Annotated in this window: 16 protein-coding genes and 1 pseudogene; 4 read left to right on the forward strand and 13 right to left on the reverse strand. The window is 59.7% G+C overall.

Annotated elements, in window-relative coordinates:
• Positions 1–3: 3 nt before the first annotated feature.
• From AC1D1Z_RS18295 to AC1D1Z_RS18330, 8 genes and pseudogenes are all read right to left on the reverse strand, one after another.
• Positions 4–1,005, reverse strand: coding sequence for a glycosyltransferase family 2 protein (locus tag AC1D1Z_RS18295; RefSeq protein ID WP_166480348.1), 1,002 nt, complete (start codon positions 1,003–1,005; stop codon positions 4–6).
• Positions 998–1,825 (reverse strand): membrane protein, encoded by an 828-nt coding sequence (locus tag AC1D1Z_RS18300; RefSeq protein ID WP_047619513.1) that lies wholly within the window; start codon positions 1,823–1,825, stop codon positions 998–1,000. The genes AC1D1Z_RS18295 and AC1D1Z_RS18300 overlap by 8 nt, the downstream gene beginning before the upstream one ends.
• Positions 1,822–2,709 carry a DUF6492 family protein gene (locus tag AC1D1Z_RS18305; protein ID WP_047619511.1) on the reverse strand — a complete coding sequence of 296 codons (888 nt, stop codon included), beginning with the start codon at positions 2,707–2,709 and terminating at the stop codon, positions 1,822–1,824. Before AC1D1Z_RS18305 ends, AC1D1Z_RS18300 begins: the two co-directional genes overlap by 4 nt.
• On the reverse strand, positions 2,706–4,805 hold the full coding sequence (locus AC1D1Z_RS18310) for a hypothetical protein (RefSeq protein ID WP_477851478.1): 2,100 nt from the start codon (positions 4,803–4,805) through the stop codon (positions 2,706–2,708). The genes AC1D1Z_RS18305 and AC1D1Z_RS18310 overlap by 4 nt, the downstream gene beginning before the upstream one ends.
• A complete protein-coding gene (locus AC1D1Z_RS18315; RefSeq protein WP_130766080.1) occupies positions 4,792–5,955 on the reverse strand; it encodes a glycosyltransferase family 4 protein in 1,164 nt (387 codons plus the stop codon). The genes AC1D1Z_RS18310 and AC1D1Z_RS18315 overlap by 14 nt, the downstream gene beginning before the upstream one ends.
• 26 nt (positions 5,956–5,981) lie before the next feature.
• Entirely contained in the window at positions 5,982–6,755 is a 774-nt protein-coding gene (locus AC1D1Z_RS18320; protein WP_128403788.1) for a glycosyltransferase family 2 protein, read from the reverse strand.
• Between the two features lie 111 nt (positions 6,756–6,866).
• Positions 6,867–8,123 carry a polysaccharide biosynthesis/export family protein gene (locus tag AC1D1Z_RS18325; RefSeq protein ID WP_233942061.1) on the reverse strand — a complete coding sequence of 419 codons (1,257 nt, stop codon included), beginning with the start codon at positions 8,121–8,123 and terminating at the stop codon, positions 6,867–6,869.
• 223 nt (positions 8,124–8,346) lie between these two features.
• Positions 8,347–8,698: pseudogene (locus AC1D1Z_RS18330) on the reverse strand (transposase); the annotation flags it as partial.
• Positions 8,699–8,972: 274 nt separating this feature from the next.
• Between AC1D1Z_RS18330 and AC1D1Z_RS18335 the strand changes: the two are divergent.
• The gene (locus tag AC1D1Z_RS18335) at positions 8,973–9,926 is read left to right on the forward strand and encodes an NmrA/HSCARG family protein (RefSeq protein WP_477851481.1); all 954 of its coding nucleotides are present in this window, start codon (positions 8,973–8,975) and stop codon (positions 9,924–9,926) included.
• 8 nt (positions 9,927–9,934) lie between these two features.
• On the opposite strand, the gene AC1D1Z_RS18340 is transcribed toward AC1D1Z_RS18335, so the two are convergent.
• Complete coding sequence (locus tag AC1D1Z_RS18340) at positions 9,935–10,855, reverse strand: LysR family transcriptional regulator (RefSeq protein WP_168324294.1); 921 nt, start codon at positions 10,853–10,855, stop codon at positions 9,935–9,937.
• 97 nt (positions 10,856–10,952) lie between these two features.
• Positions 10,953–11,552: an NADPH-dependent F420 reductase gene (locus AC1D1Z_RS18345; RefSeq protein WP_477851483.1), complete on the reverse strand. Its 600-nt coding sequence runs from the start codon at positions 11,550–11,552 to the stop codon at positions 10,953–10,955.
• 110 nt (positions 11,553–11,662) lie between these two features.
• Between AC1D1Z_RS18345 and AC1D1Z_RS18350 the strand changes: the two genes are divergently transcribed.
• Positions 11,663–12,592, forward strand: coding sequence for a LysR family transcriptional regulator (locus tag AC1D1Z_RS18350; protein WP_477851485.1), 930 nt, complete (start codon positions 11,663–11,665; stop codon positions 12,590–12,592).
• Between the two features lie 86 nt (positions 12,593–12,678).
• Here the strand turns inward: AC1D1Z_RS18350 and AC1D1Z_RS18355 are convergent, their stop codons facing one another.
• Positions 12,679–13,668 (reverse strand): LacI family DNA-binding transcriptional regulator, encoded by a 990-nt coding sequence (locus AC1D1Z_RS18355; RefSeq protein WP_197727710.1) that lies wholly within the window; start codon positions 13,666–13,668, stop codon positions 12,679–12,681.
• Positions 13,669–14,279: 611 nt separating this feature from the next.
• On the opposite strand from AC1D1Z_RS18355, the gene AC1D1Z_RS18360 reads away from it, so the two are divergent.
• On the forward strand, positions 14,280–15,785 hold the full coding sequence (locus tag AC1D1Z_RS18360; RefSeq protein WP_477851488.1) for a DegQ family serine endoprotease: 1,506 nt from the start codon (positions 14,280–14,282) through the stop codon (positions 15,783–15,785).
• 142 nt (positions 15,786–15,927) lie between these two features.
• Here AC1D1Z_RS18360 and AC1D1Z_RS18365 read toward each other — a convergent pair whose 3' ends face one another.
• A complete protein-coding gene (locus tag AC1D1Z_RS18365; RefSeq protein ID WP_168324389.1) occupies positions 15,928–16,302 on the reverse strand; it encodes a hypothetical protein in 375 nt (124 codons plus the stop codon).
• 73 nt (positions 16,303–16,375) lie between these two features.
• Positions 16,376–16,780, reverse strand: a complete 405-nt coding sequence (locus tag AC1D1Z_RS18370) for a hypothetical protein (RefSeq protein WP_477851517.1) — start codon at positions 16,778–16,780, stop codon at positions 16,376–16,378.
• 191 nt (positions 16,781–16,971) lie between these two features.
• Here AC1D1Z_RS18370 and AC1D1Z_RS18375 point away from each other — a divergent pair, with 191 nt between their 5' ends.
• The gene (locus tag AC1D1Z_RS18375) at positions 16,972–17,274 is read left to right on the forward strand and encodes a hypothetical protein (protein ID WP_018449489.1); all 303 of its coding nucleotides are present in this window, start codon (positions 16,972–16,974) and stop codon (positions 17,272–17,274) included.
• Positions 17,275–17,356 lie beyond the last annotated feature (82 nt).

Consider the following 17,356-nt stretch of genomic DNA (forward strand, 5'->3'; position numbering starts at 1 on the left):
TGCCTATTCCACCGGTTCGAGAGCGCGAGCAGGAACGGAGGTGAACGGTCGCGTAAGGGCAGCGCGGGTCCGGCCGAGAGCGAAGCCGGCCGCAGTGGCTGCCAGGCCGGCGCCCAGCGCGACGGCGCGAAGAAGGCCGCTCGGCTGGCCAAGCAGCACATCAGCGAATCCCCGCATAACCCCTTGCGGCAACGTCCTCGTCATATAGGTCTTTTCCGACGCCAGCGCCTCGCCGGAGCCCGCCATCAACGATAGGCAGGCCTTTGAAAGCCCTTCGGCCCAGCAGCGGTGGAGGAAATATTTCCACGTCGCGCGATCGGCGGGTATGGCGTGATCGCTGCCGCTCGATGGCTCGAAGACGAAACGGCCATGTGGCAGGGCTTTGGTTGCACGGATGCAGAGTTCGGTTTCCTCGCATCCGAGCGGCAAAGCCTTGGCCGTTCGGCCCAGGCCGGAATCGAAGCCGCCCGTATGATCGAAGACGGAGCGGCGGATGCACATCGACGCGCCGATGAGGTTGCGCACCGGCCCTGGATGAAGACCGCGGTAGGTGCAGCCAAGAGTCCACAGGAATTCGTCGGGAAACCAGGACGGACGGTCCGTTTCCCACAACGGGCGGATAGCCGACACGGCGCCCAGCACCGAGGGATCCTCGAGTTGCCAAACCAAGGTCGCCAGCAAATCTTGATCCGACACGGCGTCGTCGTCGAGAAACAGGATGACCTCACCGCGGCTGACTGAAATCCCGGTGTTGCGGGCACCGGAGAGGCCGGGCGGATGAATATTCTCGACGATCCTGACCGGGGTTTCGAAGCGCTTGACCCGTAGACGCAGCGCCAGTGCCGGATTGTGATCGACGATGACGACGATCTCGTCCGCGGCCGGGACCTGGCGCGCTGCCGCCGCGATTGCTTTGTTGAGAATGTCCCAACGCTTGTCGGAATAACAGCAGATGACGATTGCCGTCGTGAGCTTGCCGGGCACGGGGTGCTGGAAATTATCCATTTTTCGTCTCCGGAGCGAACTGAAGGGTTATTCCGGTCGGTGCCGGGGACTGGAGCGTGTCGATGGTCATCCAGACCTTGCGGTAGATCGTTCCCCTGTCGCCGCCCTTGTAGAGCCAGGCTTCCAGCCGTGCGGGTGGGCGCGTTTTTGTGGGTACGGAGAATTCGAAGGTTTGGCTGGAGGAAGGCGCCAATTCGAAGGTTGGCATCTTTCCAATCAACGTGCCGCCCAGAACAAGGTCAAAACTGTAAAGCGTTTTGGCGTCTTCCGAATTGCGCACGCCGACCGTTACTACATTGTTCGTCCAGTTCCATTTGGGCACCATCCAAAGCTCGGTGAAATGAAACGGCTTGCGTTCAAGCGCGACCGGGCGCGCCACGAGGACGGAACTCGCCGCCAAGATCATGGAAGCTGCGAAGATCGCAAAACGGCGGCCGGGCCAAGCCCAGGGAATGGCTGGAACCGGCCTTGAGAGCTGCAAAACGACATTCAGCCACCGAACGGCGATAGTCGTCAGGCCCAGCGCGTAGACCCAGCCTCGCGCATCGAGATGCCCGACGACATGCAGCAGAAGCCCCAGAAAAATGCAGGTCGCGAAGCTCAGGAACACCGCGAACGTCCCCCTGGTGACCCCATCGCCCTCGATGCGCAGGGTGTCCACCAGCATGCGGCCCGGGAAATACAGTATCAGCGGCGCGCAGAGCGCCAGACGGACCAGCTTCTCCCAGGTCGAAAAGGTTTCGGGCAGCCACGTTACGGCCAACGCAGCGGCAAGAACCCCCAGCGGAATGATTCCCAGAAAGACACGGCGGGCCATCATCGGGGACGAGCTCCTGCATTCGCCCATGCCGTCGCGCCGATGATCTGAGCGGCGCCCGGGTTCACCTTCACGAGCTTCTGACGGATCACGTTCGGGTCGAAGGATTTCTGGACGAGATGAACGATCTTGCTGTCCAGCCGGCTCAGCGTGAGGCCGAGGCGGCTATGGATCTGCGTCAGATAGGCCCCGCGCGCATCGCGCATCGTCGGCGACAGGTGCATCACATCGAGCAGAAAGACGGAATAGAGTGTCCATTCTCCGAACCGCGTCTGGTCTTTTGACGCACTCAGACCCTTGAGCAGCTCGACGTAGGGTGTTGAGCCGTATTTCGACGCGATGTAGTCATTCAGCGCGATGAGCCATTCACGCTTGAAGCAGAAGAAATCGTTGATGAAATCGACATAGCGAAAAGACCGGGCCGGCTCGACGCCGAGGATCCTTGCGACATTGCGCAACCGCTTCTTCTCGAAACGGTAGTGAAGATCGGGAAGCCTGTGGCTGGAATAATAGAGAACCGGTTCGCGCCGGTCGATCAGATCGGTCGTCGCGATGGGCCGCAGCAGCAGTGTATCCGCACCGAGATTGCAGAAATGCTCGGTGCGGCAGAATTCGAAGGCGCGCAGCTTGATGATCTGCTGCCGAAACCAGCCGGGAAGTTCCAGTTCGCTGGCTGAAAGCCAGTCGTTGTCGCCGGTGACGGCGGCGCCAGGCACGAGACCCTTCGCGTCGAGGAAGGCTCTTAAAGCGGCCGGGTTGTCCGTGACCATGGTTAGGTTTCCCTTGTCGGGGAAATGCTGCTGGTAGGAGCGAAGGGACGCTTCGAGCAAATATTCGATGTCCCGCGAATGGACGCACATGAAAGCGTCGATACGGCTATCGATCATTGTAAATCTCCGTCTGGTCGTCCCAGGGATTGCCCCCGCACTCCGGTCCGCCTAGGAGGGGCGGCGGGCTGCCGTGTTTTCCCGAGCCGCCCGACATCGAAAATGACCATGAAGCCGTTGTCGAAGGTGCGGTCGACATCGGGCTCGGAATTGAACTTGAGCAGCGACGACGCCTGGAGGGGGACCGTGTGGTTTCGGTCCTGCGCGCCGCCGTCGAAATAGACGCCGACGCCCGGCAGGCCGGTGGTCATGCGCAGATCGACCATGACGAAACCGACGCCCGAGTCGATCAGCAGCTTGCGTTCCATCGGGCCGAGATCGGCAGYGGTGATGGCCATGCCTGTATCCTGCCCGCTCTCAAGCGTGGTCGAGACCTTTTGCCGGCCGTAGGTGGACAGGAGCAGGCGATTGATCCGGTCGGTTGCGAAATGCTGCTCGCCGCCTAGCCATTCCCTGGTCCACTTTGCGGCGCTGATCCCCATCGGTTCTATCGACGAGGAGTCGGCCGAAACTTCATAGCCGGCCGGAACCAGGATACGTGGCCCCTCGGAGCTGATGACGCCAGCGATCAGCACCGTCGTTGCGGCGGCGGCAAGCGACGTTGCGCGCAGCCAGCCACGCGAGGTGCCGTGCCAGAATGCCGCGACGGCCACCGCGACGACGATTGCGACGCCGAGGAAAGATAGCGAGCCGATGCGGTTGCCGATCTCCCACCCACTGCGGGTCAGGCGGAAGATGATACTGACGGGATAGGCCAGCGTCACCAAAACGAGGACGACGAGAAGGCTTGACCGCCATAGGCGCCATCTGGTCGGCGGCCAGAGGATGCTCGCATTCCGGTGCCGCCCATTGAAAACGAGCGAGCGGAGAAAGCCGGTAAGAAGGCCCAGGCAGATCAGCGCGACGCCCGCCATCGTCAGGTTACGTTGCCAAGCAGGCGCCAAGACTCCCGTGTCCGACACGAAAAGCTTACGCGTCGTGGTCGAACTCGATACGAATTGCGCTACCTCGCGTATGCCGCCTTCCAGTACGGGAAGGATGTAGCTGCCGGTGGGGTTCCCGACGATCTTCGACCAGGCGATCGGAGCAATCACGGCGATCGAGGCCAGCAGGATCGCCTGCCGCCTTTGCATAGCGGACGCGCCCTGCCTCAGGCATTCCATCACCGCCGTGCCGCACAAAAGGGCCGTGCAAAAATAGGAGGTGAGATGATGAGTCACCGCGAGCGCGACGATCAGGACCATGGTGGCGACGACCATCGGCCAGCCTGCCGTGTCGCCCCGCGCCATGCGTCGACTTTCCGAAACCAACAGCACCGCCGCAAGCATGGGGATCGCCAGGCTTTCATAGGAGTAATGCACGTCGAACAGCAAAAACGTGGACGAGCCCATGTAGATCAGGCAGGCGATGGAGGCGATCCGTGCCGAATCCGTGATCTTCTCAAAGAGCAGGAATAGCGCGAGCATCAGCATCATCCGTGCCGTCGCCAACACGATGAGGCCCGCCGCGAAGACGGACAGTCCGGACAGGTTGACCAAGGCGGACGTTATGAGCTCGAGCCCGGGATAGAGGGGGCTGACCGGCAGAAGGGGATTGGGCAGGAACAGTCGCCCCGCCCCCAGTATGTCGTTCACCGTCGCCCAGTGCAGGAATTCGTCATGGTCTATGAAGGCGACGGGTGCGCGGATGATGCGTACCACGAAGAAGGCTGAGGTCACGATCACTATGAGCGCCAAGCGCTCCAGGCGGCTGGCTCCCGGATGGATGATTCGCGCCGCTGCGGGGAGAAAGATCGCGGCGATGGCGGTATAGAACATGGGAACCGCCCAGCCCTCTCCCAGGCGACTGGCATTTGCAGCAAGAGCGATCACAATAAGGGCGCAGCTGCACAGGAAGGCAAAGACCGGCGACATCCCCAACGACGATGGATCGGCAACACCCCCAACCGCGCTGTCCCGCCTGCGCAGGCCCAGAAATGCGGCGATCCACAGATCGATGCGTGGAATGGAAACCCTTCCTGTATAGCCATGACGATAAGCTCTGCCCAGGTAGGCCTTCTGCTGGTCTGGAGAAGTCCGCCCCTCAACAACGGTCATCGTGCTTCAAATCTCCAAGCAGTGCTGGACCGGTTCGCAGTTCAGGCTGCGGATGCGAAAGTATGCGCCTGTACACCATCAGCAGCCGGTCCGTGCAATCGTCCCAGTCCGGCAACCTCGTCTCAATGGAGATCGGACCCGCGTCCATGGCGGCCAGCATTTCACGCGCGGTGAAGTCTGGCGAAGCGTTGAGCGGAATGGATCGCACGAGGCCCTCCTCAGCCAGCTCCCGAAAGCCGGATGTGTCGGTGGTCAGTACGGGAGCCTTGACCGAAAGCGCCTCCATAACCGCCACGGGATGAGCTTCATAATCGCTGAGGAGCACGACAAGAGCGGCCGAAGACAAAAGATCGGCCATTGCGGACCGGTCGGTCGGCGGAATTGCCCCGATCTCGACACGGTTGCCGAGCCCCAGCTCGGCCACCTGCTGACGCAGCTTCGCCTCATAGGGCCCTTCTCCTAGGATCCGAAGGCGCATATCAGGGAATTTCGTTGCCAGCACATTAAATGCAGCAAGCGCCCGATGATGACCTTTATAGCGCTCCAGCCTGCCGAGCGAGACAATCAGCCGCCTGTCGTGAGGTGAAGCCGGTCGCCGCGCGGACTTTTCCGGCAGCCGCGCGCCATTGGGGATAACGATGAACCGGTCTCTCGCGATTGCCATATTCCGGCTGAATAGATCCGCTTCGAATCGCGACACGCCAATGAGTTGCGCTGCCCTGGCAGCCAGAGGCGCAAGCATTCTATGTTGGAAGCGCCGGATCGAGGACCGAAATCGTGACGAATGGCCACCGCTGTGAAAGGTGACCACGAAAGGAAGCCCCTTCCGCGATGCGGCGGCCATCATTCCGAGCGGTGCCAAGAAGGTGTGGTAGCCCTGAACATGCATCAGGTCCCAATCGCCTTCGGCGACCGCCTTGAAGACGCCGGGGGCGAAGCACCAATCCCGCCCACTGGGAAACGTCTTCAGCCTGACAATCTGCACGCCGTCTCGGGTTTCCGCTGCCGGAAGAAGGCCGTCGGGATTGCCCGTCAATACCGTCACCGTATGCCCCTTGCGCACGAGCCGGGTTGCGACCTCGCTTACATGGGTTTCCGTCCCTCCGGCAAAAGGCAGGTATCTCGCGCTGAGCATCAAAATGCGCATCATGCGGCCTCGCCAATTAAATCCAGACCTCAGGAAATGCCCTGCTCGAGGACTTGGACGCCCGTCGGCGTACTGACGCGTTCTCGGAAGATCGTCTTCAGCACGCGCCAGCCATCCGGAAGGGCACGCAGATTGCTAACGCCGAAGACGCGCTCCGATTCAAAGCTTGCGACTTCCATGATTTTGAGCTTGTTCTTCAGGGCCCGCAAATTGATCAGCGTCTCAATTTCGAAGCCGTCGCAATCGGCACGCAGCAAGGGAACATGCCGTCTCCAAAAGCCCATGTAGCCGTAGCACAGATCGCTAAAAGAGCTGCCATAGAGCATCCGGACAAGGAGGGTCAGGCCCAGATTGCCGAAACGGCGGATGACCGTCATGTCGCTGGTGCCGCCACCCTGCATAAAGCGCGAACCCTTGACGAAATCCGCACCTGCAACAAGAGCCGCGACGAACAAGATGATTTCGTAGGGATCCATCGACCCGTCAGCATCAAGCATCACGATCATATCACCAGATGCGGCTTCGAAGCCCGTCCGCAATGCGATACCTTTGCCCTTCTTGGGCTGAAGTACGATCTTGACATCGTCGCGCATGCTTCGCGCTATATCCGGCGTTCCGTCTGTCGATCGCCCATCGACGATGATGATTTCATGCACCCATGTCGGTATGCGGGGCAGGAGAAGCTTGATGTTTTCCGCTTCGTTCAAGGTTGGAATGACGAGTGAAGTCCTTGGCAAATTGAACATCGGACCTTGGACCGGCATCGAAGAATGCGAGGATTGTTGCGCTTCAATTGTAGACATAAGCTCTCCTTGGCGTTTTGGACCGCGTGACAAATCGCAATCGACGATGCCCCTGAGCTCTTTGGCCGAGAGGAGGACTGAACTCTCCTGGAAGAGTATGGTGGCTAAGTCTCAATGTACTTTGATCAGATCGCCGGGCTGTAAGACCGTTTCTTCGGTCGCAGGTTCGACGATGACACCATTCGGTCCAGGCCGAACGATTTCAAATTCAACACCGGCGCTATCATTCGACGAGACCATCGACCGGAAGATTTCAAGATCGCTCTCGGTCGCCTTCAACGCCGTGGATAGGCCTCTTTCGGCATCCGCTGCCGACTTTTCGATCTCGATCTTGCGTTCGATACCATCGCGCTCAACGTCCTGTTTCGCTGCCGCCAGCCGTTGCTTTGCGCTCTCGACATCGATGACTGCTTGCTGCTTTCGATCTTCCGACTCGGTCAGTTCGCTTTGTGCCCGGGTCAACTCAATGCTCGTGACAAGTTTGTTTTTGGCCAACTTCTCGATACTTGCCAGCCGATCCTGACGGACCCGAATGGTGGCATCATAATTGCCGACGCGCGCCTGACGCAGATCGAGGTCGGCCTGAGCATTGGCAACAGATTTTGCGTAAGCACTGCTCTGCGCATCCTTGCTCGTCGTTACCAATTGGCGCTGCCAAGTCTCATCATCCAGCAACCGTTGAGCATCGGGATCGGGACCAAGAACAGGTGCGCCAATGCTGGCAATTTGCACGGAATCGCGCTTGGCCCTGAGCACCTCGGTTCGCGACGCAAGCCGCTTCAGATCGACCAACTCAGCCTTCAACCGCTCGATCTGGCGTGTAATTTCCACACTCTGCCATGGCTCAAGACTCCTCGCCGTCATGCCACCCGCTTGCGCAACGGCATGCAGAACAGTCATGCCATCAACATATCGAAACGAGCCAGGATTACGAACCGGGCCGGTAATATAAACAGGCTGGTGCTCAATCTTGACGATATTCACGAACCCCTTTCTGCCGACCAAACTTTCGTACGAAGGAAGAATTGTCGCCTCCACATCCGCCGGAGGAAGCCCTCGAACCCGGAAGCGTCCCAAGAGCGGAAGCGAAATCGTTCCGTCTGCTTCAACGACGTATTCGCCAGTGAGCTCGGGGCGCTGGTAAAAATTCCAGGGAACCGATCCCTGTGAGCCCGTCCAGCGATCTTCTACGGAGGCCAAGCTTTCGTAAAATGCGAGATTCAATTTATCGCCTGAGCGAAGAACGTCACGCAACAGTTGAGGCTGCCGGGCCGAAGTCTCACCAGATGTCGGAACCGAGACCGCTCCCGTGGACGCAGGTAACTCTTCCGCTGCTGACGTCAATGGAACAATTGCTGCAAATACCATGCATAGTATTGTTTGATTTAGGCGAGAACAGCCTCTCAACCTATATTCAGGCATAGCCGGCGATATTATCTGCGAAAGCTTCATGTTTCGAATTTCCGCCTTAAAACCGTACTAATTTCCCCCGGATCTCTTTAAGACTAACATAATATTAACCATATTCAATAGTACTTAAGAAGGATTAGTACATCCTCGAAGGAGCCTGACAGGCCGAGTCGAAAAGAATTCAATGAATGTAGTATCTTGCCAGGCGTCGGGTGAGGATGCGAATACGCGCGATGACGATCCAGGCTTCGGCCGACGCGACTGATTTTTCCCAATTCTTGGCCAATGCCGTCATTCGCCGAGCCATGTGAAAATTCGCTCCACGACCCAGCGACGGAGCAGCAGTTCGAAACCCTTGGCCTTATCGGTTCGCTGGACGATCTGCCAGGTGAACTTTGCGACCTTTTGCAAAGCCCTCTCAGCTTTCCTCCTCCGTAGCCGCCATCGGCGAAGAGATGTCTGAGCCAAGGCCAGCGTCTGAGAATGGTTTCAAGGACGACACTTGCGCCGTCGCGATCCTGGATGTCGGCAGAGTCCAGGGATGGCTTTCGGCGCTTGCGGTCATCCCGGCGCGGGTTTCGACGTTCTGATCCGGGATGGCGAACCGATTTGTATCCGCGCCCGGCCGGTGCCATTTATCCGTAAAATGGCATTATGTTATGTATTTCAGATATCTACAGCCACAGAACCTGGTGAGATAAGGTGCACGCAATTGAGGTGGGCTCTCGGCACCGGCCGACCGCTCTCCCGCAAAATGACGCTTGGCACCGCAGTCTGCGTCAATGACAGGGAAAGGTTCAAAGCTCTATGTCTGCACATGAAAAGCCACTTATCGCGATTGCCGGTGCAACGAGCAAACAGGGGCGCAGCGTCGCCGCGACACTCCTTCAGAGCCAACGTTTCCGGGTGCGTGCTTTAACCCGGAAAAAGGATTCGACTGAGGCCTTACGTCTGGAGGAACGCGGCGCTGAAATCGTAGCCGTCCCTCTCGAACTTGGCCGTCAAAAGGACCTCGTTGCCGCCTTCAAAGGCGCGGATGGCGCATTTCTGATGACGCCGCCGATCGCCCCGCCGGAGACAATCGAGGCCCCTCTCGGCCGACAACTGGCGGATGCCGCCGTTGAGGCCGGCGTCGGGCATATTGTTTTCAGCACGCTGGAGAATGTCGAGAAGATCACGGGTGGGATGAAGTATGCGCCGCATTTTACCGACAAAGCGCGCGTTGCAGACCACATTCGCGGCCTGCCGGTCTCTCATTCCTTCGTCATGCTGGCATTCTTTTACACGAATCTTCTCGAATATTATGTGCCGCGCATGGAGGGCGATACGCTCCTCTTGCCGGTCTATCTTCCTGAAGATTTCCGAGCACCGTTTGTCGATCCGCTGACGGCGACCGGCCCCGCCGTCCTCGAAATTTTCTCAAACCCCGAGCGTTACAACGGGAGAACGCTGCCGATCCTTGGCGACATCATTTCTCCGGGCGAGATGATCGAAACCTTTCAGCGCGTGACCGGGCTCAAGGCCGCGTATCGAAACGCTTTCACCCGGGATGGCCTGCTGCACTATTTTCCGGAGTTTGCCGCCAACGAACTTCTCGTTCGAGAGCTTCTGGGGATGGTCGAATATGCTGTCGACTATGGCTATTTCGGCAAGGAGCACGAGCTCGATTGGAGCCGTCGCCTGAACCCCGACACGCTCAACTGGGAACAGTATCTCAGGACGACAGGGTGGCGTGGCGATAAGCGGTCTTTCGGACTTTGAACAAAGACTTACGATGGCCGGATTCCCGGCAATTTGGAAACCTCGGCGACAAGAAAGTCGACGAGCAGCCGAACGCGGGCAATGGCTGCACGCTCTGGAACGATCAGCAAGCTCACCGGAACCGGTAAAGGACGATAGTCGCCAAGCACGACCTCGAGCTGGCCGTCGTCCAGAAGATCGTGGACCAACCAGAGATGTGCAGGACCAATGCCGCGTCCGGCGGCGAAGGCTTCGCGCGCCGCAAGCCCGTGATCGACGCGCAGCTTCCCACTGACCGGGATCATCAGGCTTGTGCCATCGGGAGAGGAAAGAACGAGCTTATCGCTGCCGGCCACATTGGACATCACGACAGTTTCGTAGCGTGACAGATCGGCTGGGCGCTCCGGCCGTCCATGGACGGACAAATAGGTCGGAGCGCCCACCAGCAGCCGATGGCTTTCTCCGAGCGCGTGAAGTTTCATCGCGCTGTCCGCGAGAGGCCCAAGACGGAGTGCGACGTCAACGCCTTCGCGAACCAGGTCGATCCGCTCGTCCGTCAGGTTGAGGTCGACCCGGATATCAGGATGCTTGTCCTGGAAATCGAAGATCAGGCGCGTGATGTGCATCACGCCGAGCGCTGCCGTACAAGAAAGCCGAACAGCGCCGGCCGGTGCCTGACGGGCATCTCTCGCTTCTTCGGCAGCCTGTTCGACCAGCCGTAAAATCTGAAGGCAGTTCGTATAATAGCGGCTACCTTCGTCCGTAAGGGTGACGCGACGCGTGGTTCGGCTGAGAAGCGGGACGCCGACAGCCTCTTCAAGTTCATTGAGGTGCCGCGTCACGGTGGATTGACCGACACCCAGCTCTCTTGCGACCATCGACAGGTTGCCGCGTTCGGCGACGCGAACGAAGGTGCGCATTCTGTCGAGAGACAGTCCCGCACTATCCATTTTTCAGCACAGTGATGATCATTCATTCTGTATAGGGAATAATCTTGGCTGTGCCTAGTTCGAGCAGGTCGGCCGGATTGATCCGGCCGATCGCTGTTCATCCGAATTTGACGAGGTTGAGGACAGGCAATGGCCCGCCGGGGAATTGGGCGAGCTTGCCGCCGATCGAAATCGGCCCGAGATCGATGCCGGCAAAGCCCAGCTTGGAGATCAGCGCCCCCACTTCGGCCTTCGATTGGGCATCGTCGCCGGAATAGAAGAGCACGCGGCTCCCGCCCTCGGCGTGGGGATCGGCTGAAACCAGATGCGCCAGAAGATGGTTGAATGCCTTGACGACGCGAGCACCGGGCACCAGGCTCGCGAAGACTTCCGTCGACAAGCGACCGTTCAGCTCGGCCGGTTTGAACAGCGGTCCTTCGATCGGATTGTTGGCGTCGATCACGATGCGGCCCGCCCAGTCGGGAAGATCCGCCAATGCCTTGGGAAGCTTCGACCAAGGGACGGCGACAAGGACGAGGTCGGCTTTCGCCGCCTCTTCGATCGTCCCCGCCGTAATGTGTGGCGACAATTCCTCGGTAAGATCCTGCAATGTGTCGGGGCCGCGACTGTTCGAGATCGTGGCAGCGATGCCGTTGCCGGCAAGGGCTCGGGCGAAGGCGGAGCCGATCTTGCCGGCGCCAATGATACCGATGGTCATTGCGATAACTCCATGTTTGGTTTCGATGGTGCGAATATCGCCTTCTTATTCTCTTGTGATTAGACGGAATTGCCTGTTATTAATTTCAAGCATTCATTGAAAGTTCTGACATGGAGACGCTTGCAAACCTGGAATCCTTCGTGCGCAGCGCCGAGCTTGGAAGCTTCTCCTCGGCGGCGCGACGGCTCGGCCTGACGCCAGCGGCGGTCAGCCGCAATGTCGCAGCACTTGAAGGCAACCTGAAACTCAGGCTGTTTCAACGAAGCACCCGAAGTCTGACGCTCACGGAAGCAGGCGAACGCTTTCTGCACTCAATCCGAGACCACCTGGAAAGCCTGCAGGGAGCGATCTCCGAGGCATCAAACGAACAGTCCGAACCATCCGGCGTGCTGAAACTCAGCATGAGCCCGACACTTGGCATAGGCTACATCCTTCCACTATTGCCGGAGTTCATGCAGCGATATCCGATGATCCGGCCGGAATGGATGTTCGAAAACAGACAGGTCGATCTGATCGCCGAGGGCTATGATGCTGCGATCGGTGGAGGTTTCGAGTTGACGCCTGGTGTCATCGCCAGGCCATTGGCCCCTGCTCATATTATCCCCGTGGCATCACCAGGATACATGGGCGATCGTGTTCCGCCTCATGATCCGTCCGGCTTGCGCGAACTCGACGGTATCGTCATGCGCTCGATGCGGACGGGTCGAATTCACCAGCGGCAGATGCGCAATCTTGTTGGAGATGAGCAGCCTGCGGCCTTGAAAGAGAAGATCGTCGTCAACGATCCCGCGGCAATGCGATCCGCCGCACTTCTCGGCCTTGGTGTCGCGATGATCGCCAAGGCGGATGCTCTTCGCTATCTGGAGAGCGGCGAGCTGATCCGATTGATCCCGGCATGGTATGCCGATGCAGGCCCGATTTCGATCTATTATGCAAACCGCACCCTGTTGCCCTCCAAGACAAGGGTGTTCATCGACTTCCTGACGGAGGTTTTTCAACGTGAGYGATGGCCGGAACGATTTGCAGGAACACTGGGTTGATCTCGACATTTTGAGAGCATTTTTGAATGGCCTCGTTGGCCGGTACAAAGCCTGCAGATCATATCGGCTTACCGCGTTGAGCCGCGCTAGCGCGTTGAGCCGCGCGGGATGATGGAGAAGCCGCAATCGACCTTGTCTTCGCCGGGCGGCTCGTCGCGGACGGCGCGCAGCAACATGTCGGCGACGCGGTAGCCGATATCGTAGCGCGGTATGTGCACCGTCGTCAGCGATGGCTCGGTGAAGGCCGAAAATTCCAGATCGTTGAAGCCGCAGATGCCGACATCCTCCGGCACGCGGATGCCGCGCACGGCGCTTTCGATGAGCACGCCGAGCGCCAAATCGTCGCTTTGGGCAAAGACGGCATCAATATCCGGCACGCGCTGCAACAGGCGGGCAAACAATTCCCTGCCGAGGCCGGTGCTGCTTCCCTCATCTCCGCCAATGGCGAGATCGGGATCGAAACGGCCGGCTTCCCGCATCGCGGCCTCATAGCCTTCCTTCCGGCGACGCGAGCGAATATCCGTGCCGCGGCCGATGAAGCCGATCCTCTGATAGCCCCTCGACAGCAGGAAGCGGGTGGGTTCGGCGCCTGCCGCATGATGATCAAGGCCGACGACCAGCCTTTCCGGCTCCTGGCTGAGATCGGTGATATGGGCGATCGGACAGGCGGCATTCTCGATCAACGGCAGAAGATCATGATAGGATTCGGCACCGGCGATGATGACGCCGGCCGGCTTCTGCATCAGGAAGGATTTCAGTTGGCCGGCCTCGCCGTCGGCATGGTGGAGCGTGTTGGAATACTGCACGCCGAATTCGGTGGCGCGCAAACGATCCTCAATGCCGATCATCAGGCCGGCGAAGCCGTGCTGGTGCAAAGCGGGCGTGATAACGCCGACGCTGCCGTTGTGGCGGCCGGCCAACGCCCGGGCGGCAAGATTGGGGATATAACCCATCTCGTCGACCGTGCGCAGAATGGTCTGGCGCAGATCCTCCGAGACGATTTCAGGATTGCGAAGCGCGCGCGAAATGGTGATGGGGCTGACCCCCACCCTCTTTGCCACATCGCTCAACTTCACATGCGCGCCGCGCCTGGCCTTCCGCCCCCGCTCCACTGCCGTCCTCACCGCCCCGTTATATCTCGCCCGCGAGACTCGCATGCCCTCGAATCGCGGTCTTTACTTTCTGAAGAAGAAATAATTTAGAGTCTACTAACATTTTATATTCGTAACAGGATCCTGGAATACAATTTCCAGAAAGAGCAGCAGGATCGTCTGTCGGCAAATTACGGGCGCCTGCGGCGATCGGATCACCGCCTTCGGGAATAAGTCCATTTATTTTCGAATGAAAACATCGCGGCGGACGCGAAGCGAGGCAAAACCGGGCCGGAAGTTCTGCAGCGGGGCAGCCGGCCGGAACGCATGGGCAGCGAAGATTAAATTCCGGTCATAACTTACAAATTGGCAATATAAACATGATCAAACTTTAATTTGTAAATCCGCTCGATGGGATCATATGAATCCCGGGCGCCAATTCTTCTCTTCCCCCGGTCGCCGCCCCTCGACGACTGTGCGTTCCCCAGAGGAATTGCCGCCAAAAGCCATCCGACGCCAGGTCCCAGGACATGGAACCACGACGCCATCCAAAGCCAACGCTCTCGCAAGGGACCACCGCCCAAGGGATCACCACCATGTCACACATCTTACGCAAACATCGCACCGCAGCGCTTGTCGGGGCCGCCATCATCGCCGGCGCGGCATGCCTGCCCTTTACGATCAATTCGTCCAGCGCCTTTGCCGCGCCGTCCGATGCCGGCGGCGTTCTCGCACCGAGCGGCTCCTTCGCGTCCATCGTCGATGCCGACAAGCCTGCCGTCGTCACCATCACCACGACTGTCAAGGCGACCGATGTCAGCGCCGACCAGCAGGAGTCGCCGATGGACGAGCAGTTCCGCCAGTTCTTCGAGGACCAGGGCATTCCGCTGCCGCGCCAGGCGCCGAAAAACCGGCCTTCGCAGCAGGCAATGGCGCTCGGCTCCGGCTTCATCATCAGCCCCGACGGGGTGATCGTCACCAACAACCATGTCATCGACAATGCCGTCGACATCAAGGTGACGCTGGATGACGGCACGGAGCTGCCGGCCAAGCTGATCGGCACCGACCCGAAATCCGATGTCGCCGTGGTGAAGATAGAGGCGGCGAAGCCGCTGCAAACCATTGCCTGGGGCGATTCCGACAGGCTGAAGCTCGGCGACCAGATCCTGGCGATCGGCAACCCCTTCGGCATCGGCACCACTGTAACCGCCGGCATCGTCTCGGCGCGCGGCCGCGACCTGCACAGCGGGCCCTATGACGATTTCATCCAGATCGACGCGCCGATCAACCATGGCAATTCCGGCGGCCCGCTCGTCGACCGCAGCGGCAATGTCGTCGGCATCAACACCGCCATCTATTCGCCGAACGGCGGCAGTGTCGGCGTCGGTTTCGCCATTCCCTCCGACGAGGCCAAGGCGATCGTCGCCAAGCTGCAGAAGGACGGCTCGATCGATCACGGCTATCTCGGCGTGCAGATCCAGCCGGTCACCAAGGATGTCGCCGATGCCGTCGGCCTAGATAAAACAGGCGGTTCGCTGGTTGCCGCCGTCACCGCCGATACGCCGGCCGCCCATGCCGGCCTGAAGCCGGGCGATATCGTCACCTCAGTCGGCGGCGAGACCGTCAAGACGCCGAAGGACCTGTCGCGCCTGGTCGCCGACCTTTCGCCGGGCGCCAAGGAAGCCCTCAGCGTCTGGCGCGACGGCAAGACGATCGATCTCAACGTTACCGTCGGCACCAATGACGATGGCCAGAAACAGGCCGCGGCCGAAAGTCCCGCCGGCAAGGACGAGAGCAGCGGCCAGCCGAGCCTCGGCATCGGCCTTGCCGACCTGACACCCGACGTGCGCCAGCAGCTCAACCTGCCGCGCTCTGTCAACGGTGCGGTGGTCGCCAGTGTCAACCCGGACAAGTCGGCCGCGGCCGCCGGAATTCAATCCGGCGATGTCATCGTCTCGGTGAACGACAGACCGGTCCACAACACCCGCGACGTCAAGACCGCGATCGCCGATGCCGGCAAGGCCGGCCGCAAGTCGGTGCTGCTGCTCGTCGAACGCGACGGCAACAAAACCTTCGTCGCCGTGCCGTTTGGGGMGGCCTGACGCTCGCCCGAGCTTTTGCCACAAACAGGAAAAGCCCGCCTGAGGCGGGCTTTTCGATAGACCGGCGCGGAAAGGCTTTGGAGCCAAGCACTGCTCAGTCGGCAAGAAATCTATAGGGCGCCGTCCGCCCCTCTATTCCTGCTCAGGGAGATTTCAGCTTCGTTGTCTTTGCGCGCAGGCGGGATTTGCCCTTTTGGCGGTTTGCCTCCTGCCGCTTTATCGCGTCGGACTGGCTGCGTTGCGCGGCCTCCAATTGCTGCCGCGTCGGGAGATCATGGTCGTAGGTGGAAGCGCTGAAGGCCGTCGCGTTGTCGAACGGACCTTTGTGTGGACGCGCCAGACCATAGGCTTGCTTATCAGCGCTATCGATCCCCTGCTCCGCCGATGGTGAGCGCGCTTGACGCGCCTGCGTTATCAGATCGTCGGCGGTCGAGCTTGATGTCGCGCTTTTCCGCACGGGGGCGATGATCTCGCGTTTCCTGGCCCGGTCCTTTTGATCGGCGTGAATCCCAGACATGTCTTCTTCCTTGTTCGTCATGTCATTGTGACGATCGATCGGGCGTTGCCGGCGACGTCGCAGCAGGGCCTGTTCACGGGATCTCGGACAGTCGTTCAGGCAGCCTGGTTTTGGGAAAGCGGTAAGCTGGCGGCCGCAGCGGTGCGTCCGCACGACCAAACGCCGTATACCGCGCGATCCGATAGGCTTTCACCGGGGCGCCGCCGTCATCCTGCCATCTGGCAAAGGAGCCGTCTTCCGTTGCCTGCGGAAGCGGGCCTGAACTCAACTGTGTGGCGAGATACATTTTCAGAGCCGATTTCAACGCGGCCTCATCGACGATCCCCATCTGGAAACAATGAATGAGGAAACTTGTGGCGCTGATCTCGCCATCATCGGTCGCGTAGGTTTCACCGCCGCGAAAGCCGGCCTTTCGGAGGATACGGTCCAGCATTCTCAAATTGTGGATATCGAAAAATTGATCTGATGTGGAAGACATTGCGTCCTCCTTCGTTGGGGCTAGGGTTCGCTGGCGCCAGGGTTTACTGGCGCGCCCCAAGCAGCGGTGCCCGTATCGTGCCCGCCGATAGTTCAGTTTGCGCTCTTTGCCATCTGACCGCAACCTCATTCGGCGGCAGCCATTGATAATGGCGTGGCGGAACCCATTTTAGAGAGAGGAGGATACGCATCATGCAGTTCAACGGTGAAGCGACCCTCACAAAGCCGTCGGCACTGGCGGTTTCGGAAAGGCGTGCGCTCATAGATCACCTCAGAGAGGTGATCGCAGGCCTGGCTCACGGGCTGGCCGCCGACGGATTACTGGACCTTGTGCCGCCTCTGCTTGAGATAAACAAAGTCCTCCGCGATATGACGGACGAAATTTCGCGTGCGGACCCGGTCTATTCCGACGAGATCATCACTGGTACGGTGCGCTTGATCAAGACATCGCAGGCTTTGCTTGATGACCGGGTCATCGTGCAGACGATCCATTAAGACCTGCCGACGGTCGGGCATGGCGGCAGGCCGATTGCCAACCATTTGGCATCAAGCTGCCCGTTCCGGCCAGCCGTGCATC

This window comes from Rhizobium sp. P1_E1 (assembly GCF_056406015.1).